The following is a 6,083-nucleotide window of genomic DNA, read 5'->3' as shown; positions in this document are numbered from 1 at the left end:
CGCCCTCGCGATCCCCGACTACGTGAAACTGCTTGCAGCAGGCGTCAACGTCGTCACCACCAGCACCACCCGGCTGGTCAATCCGCACGCCTACGAGCCCGCCGAGTGGCGCGAGCAACTGGTCACCGCGGCCAAGCAAGGACAGGTGTCGCTGTATGCCTCGGGCATCGAACCCGGCTTCGCGGCCGACTACCTGCCCCTCGTGTTGTCCACCCAATCGTCTTCGATCGAGTCGATCCACTCCTATGAGATCGGGCTCTATGACGACTACGGCGTGCCCGACATCATGATCAACGGATTGGGCTTCGGACAGCCACTGGACTACCAGCCCTGGATCTCATTTCCTGGAGCCATCGCCGGTGAGTGGGCGGGCCAGCTCCGGCTGATCGGCGACGCCTTCGGCGTCGAAGTCCAAGAAGTACGCGAAGACTTCGACCGCGCCGTGACCAACGAAACCCTGCACGTCGCAATGGGTACCGTTGAGGCAGGAACCTGCGGCGCGATCCGCATGAAAGCTATCGGCGTCGTCGACGGGCGTGAGGCGATCATCGTCGAACACGTCACCCGACTGGCGCACAGCGTTGCTCCGGACTGGCCGACCGGCATCGGCGACCTGTCCTATCGCGTGGTGATCACCGGTGATCCCGACATCGACTGCACCCTGGCGGCAACGCTGCGTGACCCCGGCCGGGCCGGCATCGGCTCGATGACCTCGGGTGCCGGCGCGATGGTGGCCACCGCGATGCGTGTCGTCAACGCCGTGCCCTACGTCGTCAACGCGGCGCCGGGCCTCCTCAGCGCCGTCGACCTGCCATTGACCATTCCGAAGAATGTCTTTGCAACGCAACAGGGTTGAGCCGACGTGACTATCCGGGTGATCCAATGGGCCACTGGCCCGGTGGGATCGGTTCAGCTCGCCGAGGTCATCGACAACCCGGAATTCGATCTCGTTGGGCTTTTCGTCTACTCACCCGACAAAGTCGGCGTTGACGCCGGAACTCTCGTCGGACGACCCCCGACCGGGATCGTCGCGACCAACGACAAGGCGGCGGTCCTGGCCCTCGACGCCGACATCGTATTGCATTCAGCAAGCAAGGCTTACGGTTTCGACGCCAACACCGACGACATCGTCGCGCTCCTCGAGACCGGCAAGAGCGTCATCACCGTGACGTCCTACGCACACCTGCCGACACTCGGGTCAAGTGTCGATGATCGGATCCGCAAGGCGTGCGTCGTAGGACGTTCGCGGTTCTGTCCGGCCGGTGAGCACCCGGGATTCATGCTCGAGAAGCTGGCGGTCAGCCTGACCGCTCTGAGTCAGCGCGTCGACACCATCACCGTCCAGCAGTTCGTCGACTGCTCGCACGTGCCAGAAGAGCGAATGCTCGTCGACCTCATGGGCATGGGCAAACGGCCGGAGGAAATCTCCATTGAATCGCCGGCATTCCGTTCCGTGTCAACTCAATCCGAACAGGCCATCGGCGCGGCCGCCGACGCTCTCGGTGTCCCTGTCGACCACATCGACCACGTCATCCGAACGGCGACATCACCGAACGACGTCACCCTCGACTGCACGACGCTGCCGGCCGGAACGGTCGTTGGCCAAATCCTGTCCTGGACCGGGTATCACGACAGCAAGCCCGTGCTGGTCGTCGAGGAGTACTGGACCTGCACATCTGACATCCCCGACTGGGACCTGGCGCTCGATGGCCACACCGTGCGAATCCGCGTCGACGGCGTACCCAACATCGACGCCGAGGTCCGCGTCGATACCGACCCCGTCGCGCACTTCAGCAACGTTTCAGGAGGATTTGTCGCAGTAGGGATCTCGGCCCTTCGGGCCATCCCGTACGTGCTCAAAGCGCCGCCAGGCGTCCTGGTCCCCGAGGTTTTCGGTGCCTACCGCTGGCCCGGCGCCGCGGCGATCGGCTGACCGCGATGAGAACCGACCAGCTCGACAAGCCCGGGGCCTCGACGAAACGCTCACCGTGGTTGGCGGTGGCGATCGCCGTCGGTGTGGTGCTGCTAGGCCTGATCATCCACAACGCCCGATATGGTGCGGTCTCGCCGCGGATTCGCAATCCCAACGACACGGGTGGCCCCCACCCGCTGCCGGATCCACTCTTCGGCTATGGCCACTGGATCGTGACCATGGAGATTTTCAGTTACCTGGCACTGGTCAGCATCATCGCCCTGATCGTCATCCTCTGGCGCCGCTATCCCGAGCATCCGTACCTGCTGATGACGATCGCGGTCACGACACTCGCGTGGCTGGACGCCCCGATGAACTGGGTGACGTTCGCGGCCTACAACCCTGATTTGTGGCACTGGCCCGAGGACTGGCCAATCGTGTCGCTGTCTCCCACAGTCGAACCGCTATTCATCGCAGCCATTTCGATGTTTGTAGTGCCGCCGTTTTTCCCGGCGATCTGGGTGCTGCGCCGCCTGCAAGCGCGCCGGTCACGGGACTCGTTCGTGTTGCGGCATCCGCTGATCAGCTTGTCCGGTTTGGTCTTCGTATTCGGCTTTGTCTACGACTTCGCGATGGAGCAATTCAGCGTCCGCGCTGGTCTTTACACGTTCACGCAAGTCATTCCGTTTGGCTCAGTTTTCGTCGGTACGCGCTGGCAGTTTCCCGTGCTGTGGCAGTCCTCGCTGATCAGCATCGTCATGATTCCGGCCGCGGTGTTGATTTATCGCGACGACACCGGACGTACTGTCGCCGAGCGGCTGGCGCGGCGCGCCGGGCTGCTGCCGACCCGGCCGGTGTTGGGTTCGTTCCTCACGATGCTCATCGGCGTGAATCTCGCCTTCATGACCTACGGACTGGTGTACACGGCCGTCACCCGATGGTCCGGCGCGGCAACCTCGATCGTATGCCCCTGGCCGTGGCCGAGTGCCAAAGTTTATGACCCACAGGGCTTCTACGAGCAGAGCGGCGCACCGGGACCCTTCTCGGAAGGGATCTGGTCGACGTGGGAGAGCGCCCAGCCCAGCGGACGCCCTTCGGGAGGGGCCTCTTTGGGTGGTGGTCGTTGCGCCCCCGTGTGGAAAGGATATTGACAGTCGTGCTGACGATGCGTTTCGACATGCGGGTTCCTGGTTGGGCCGGGCCCGCGGCCGCTCACTATGCCGCGGTTTTGGACATGTGCGAATGGGCCGAGACGCGCGGGGCGGCGTTGTCGGTGCTGTCGGAGCACCACGGGACCGACGATGGGCATCTTCCAACCCCGCTGATTCTCGCGTCGGCCGTCGCGGCGAGAACCCAGGCGATGGCGATTCTGTTGGCGGCGGTGCCATTACCGCTATGGGATCCGGTACGGCTCGCCGAGGAGATCAATGTGCTGGACCTCATCAGCGGGGGCAGGGTTTCGTACGCGTTCGGTGTCGGCCATCGCGAGGAGGAGTACACCCACTTCGGCATCGACATGGCTGCTCGCGGCCGGCTCGCCGACGAGTATCTCCGGGTTCTGATCGCGCTGGTTCACGGTGAGTCGGTCGAGTTCCGGGGTCGGCAGGTACGGGTCACGCCACGGTGCGCGTCACCCAGCGGGCCCCCGATGATGATCGCCGGCGGCAGCAAGGCCGCGGTCCGCAGGGCCGCCACGCACGGCCTGGGCTTCATCTCCCAGGTCGACCGGCCCGAGTTGAGGACCTACTACGAGGCCCAGTGCCGCGCGGCGGGAAAAGTCCCGGGCTTCGTGCAATTCCCGGTACCCGACTCTCCGACAGCGGTTTTCGTCGCCGAGAATGTGGATCAGGCATGGGAGCAGCTGGGTCCGCACCTGCTTCACGATGCCGCCATGGCCGCGTCCTACCGGCACGGGGACGACTCGGTGGCGAGCATTACCCGGGCGACGACCGTGGCCGAGCTGCGGCTGGCAGGGGGGCCGTATCGTGTCTTGACACCCACGGCGGCAACGGAATTCGTCCGGTCTGGGAAGTCGCTGCCGTTGCATCCATTGTGCGGTGGCATCGAACCCGACGTGGGGTGGCGCTATCTGCAGACGGCAGTGGAAGCCCATCAGCAAGCCCAGATGGTCCACGGATGAGCAAGGAGGCGCGGTGACCGACCCCATTCGCGTAGTCGTATGGTCGACCGGAGGGGTCGGTTCGGTGGCCGTGGATGGCATTCGGCACCGGCCAGATCTGAAACTCGTTGGGGTGTGGGTTCATTCACCCGACAAAGTCGGCAAAGACGCGGGCGAACTCGTCGGCGGTGATCCGATCGGGCTGGCCGCGACCAACGACGCCGACGCGCTCATCGCACTCAAGCCGGACTGCGTCATCTATGCCGCCAGCGGCCCAGAACGCGATGCGGGCGCCGTCCCGGACTATCTCAAGCTGCTCGCCGCGGGCATCAACGTCGTGTCGACGTCGACCACCAGCCTGGTGTACCCCCCGTCGTACTTTGCCACCGAGTGGCGCGACCAACTCGTCGCCGCGGCGCAGACCGGTGGCGCGTCGTTCTATGCGTCGGGCATCTTCCCGGGATTCGCATCCGATCAGCTCGCGCTGCTGATGACAACCCAGTCCAAGAAGATCCGTACGCTCACCGCCACCGAAATCGCGCTCAACGACCACTATCCGGTAGCCGACGTCATGATCAACGGGATGGGCTTTGCCCGCCCGCTGGACTTCGAACCCATGCTGAAGACACCGGGTTTCATCGAAATCGCTTGGAAAGCACCAATTCACCTCATTGCCGACGGGCTCGGTGTGCAGGTCGAGGAGATTCACGGCACCCTCGACCGCGAACTGACCCACCGCGACATCGAGGTGGCGTTCGGCACCATCCCGGCCGGCACATGTGGCGCGGTGCGGACCAGGGCGGCCGGGGTGGTCGGGGGCCGCGAGGCGATTGTGATGGAGCACATCATCCGGATGGCCCGCGACGTCGCCCCGAACTGGCCGACTTCTGAGGCCGACGCCACCTACCGGGTCGACATCGAGGGTGACCCCGACATTCACTGCGCGATGACAGTGGGCGCCGCTCAAGGGCATGGCGCCGGTCACGCGGCAATGGCCGCGACGGCGATGCGCGTCGTGAACGCCGTGCCCTATGTGGTGGCCGCGCCGGCCGGGCTGCTCAGTTCGTTAGATATTCCGAATACACTGCCGCGGCACGTATTCCAATGAAGCTAGGTGTTCGGTACCCGCGCTACTGGACCGGTTCCAGCGCCGGCCGCGGGGTGAATGTGAGGTGCAATTCGCTGAGCCCACGCAGGATGTAGGTCGGCTCGAAGGTGTAGCGCCGCTCGTCGGCCGGCCCGTGCTGAGTCTCACTGATGGACACGTCGGACATCCGATCCAGGATGCGCTCAAGTGAGACGCGGCCTTCGACGCGGGCCAGCGGCGCACCGGGGCAGGAGTGCACGCCGCGGGCGAACGCCATGTGTTCGCGGACGTTCTTGCGGTCGAGTTGGAATTCGTGCGGGTTGTCGAACCGGCGTGGGTCACGGTTGGCCGCACCGGGCAACACCATCACGATGGCGCCGACGGGAATCTCGACGCCGCCGACGGTGGTCGCCCTGACGGCGAGCCGGGAGTCACTCTTGACCGGGCTCTCTGTCCGCAGCGATTCCTCGATGAAGCCCGGGATCAGGCTGCGGTCCTCGCGCAGCTTCTGCTGAACTTCGGGCCGGTCGCCCAGTGATTGCAGGGCCGCGGACAGCAGCTTGGCCGTGGTTTCCTGACCGGCCGCGAAAAGGAATGTCGCCGAACGACTTACCTCGATCACGTCAGGTGTGGATCCGTCCGGGTATTTCGCCGTCGCGAGCGAGGTCAGCACGTCGTCACGGGGAGAGCTGCGCCGGTCTTCGATGTAGGAGCAGAACTTGTCATCGAGCCATTCCAGTGGGTTGATGCCAACCGACTCGTGATCGAGCGCGCCGACCCGCGCGCCGGGACGGTCCGCGCCCAGCACCGTGCGGAACTGCTTATGGTCTTCCTCGGGGACACCGAGTAGGTCGGCGATCACCAACGTCGCAAAGGGTTTCGAATATTCGGAGATGAACTCGCACTCGCCGTTGCCGAGAAACTCGTCGAGCTGGCGATCGGCCAGCTGCCACATGAATTCTTCG

6 protein-coding genes are annotated in these 6,083 nt (G+C 64.7%); 5 read left to right on the top strand and 1 reads right to left on the bottom strand.

What is annotated here, in order from left to right:
- From VN856_RS00725 to VN856_RS00705, 5 genes are all read left to right on the top strand, one after another.
- Window positions 1-856, top strand: an 856-nt coding sequence (locus VN856_RS00725) for a dihydrodipicolinate reductase (RefSeq protein ID WP_325685216.1), incomplete at its 5' end; no start/stop codon positions are given.
- 6 nt (window positions 857-862) lie between these two features.
- Complete coding sequence (locus VN856_RS00720) at window positions 863-1,933, top strand: dihydrodipicolinate synthase (protein WP_325685215.1); 1,071 nt, start codon at window positions 863-865, stop codon at window positions 1,931-1,933.
- Window positions 1,934-1,938: 5 nt separating this feature from the next.
- Window positions 1,939-3,063 (top strand): spirocyclase AveC family protein, encoded by a 1,125-nt coding sequence (locus tag VN856_RS00715; RefSeq protein ID WP_325685214.1) that lies wholly within the window; start codon window positions 1,939-1,941, stop codon window positions 3,061-3,063.
- Window positions 3,064-3,077: 14 nt separating this feature from the next.
- Window positions 3,078-4,052 (top strand): LLM class flavin-dependent oxidoreductase, encoded by a 975-nt coding sequence (locus VN856_RS00710; protein ID WP_325685217.1) that lies wholly within the window; start codon window positions 3,078-3,080, stop codon window positions 4,050-4,052.
- A 13-nt stretch (window positions 4,053-4,065) separates the two neighbouring features.
- Window positions 4,066-5,139, top strand: a complete 1,074-nt coding sequence (locus tag VN856_RS00705; RefSeq protein WP_325685213.1) for a dihydrodipicolinate reductase — start codon at window positions 4,066-4,068, stop codon at window positions 5,137-5,139.
- Window positions 5,140-5,161: 22 nt separating this feature from the next.
- Here the strand turns inward: VN856_RS00705 and VN856_RS00700 are convergent.
- The coding region (locus tag VN856_RS00700) for a cytochrome P450 (protein ID WP_325685212.1) at window positions 5,162-6,083 on the bottom strand (922 nt) is incomplete at its 5' end.

Origin of the sequence: Mycobacterium sp. (assembly GCF_035603715.1) — a bacterium.
Classification (GTDB): Bacteria; Actinomycetota; Actinomycetes; order Mycobacteriales; family Mycobacteriaceae; genus Mycobacterium.
This window is presented reverse-complemented; position numbering and strand designations above follow the sequence as displayed.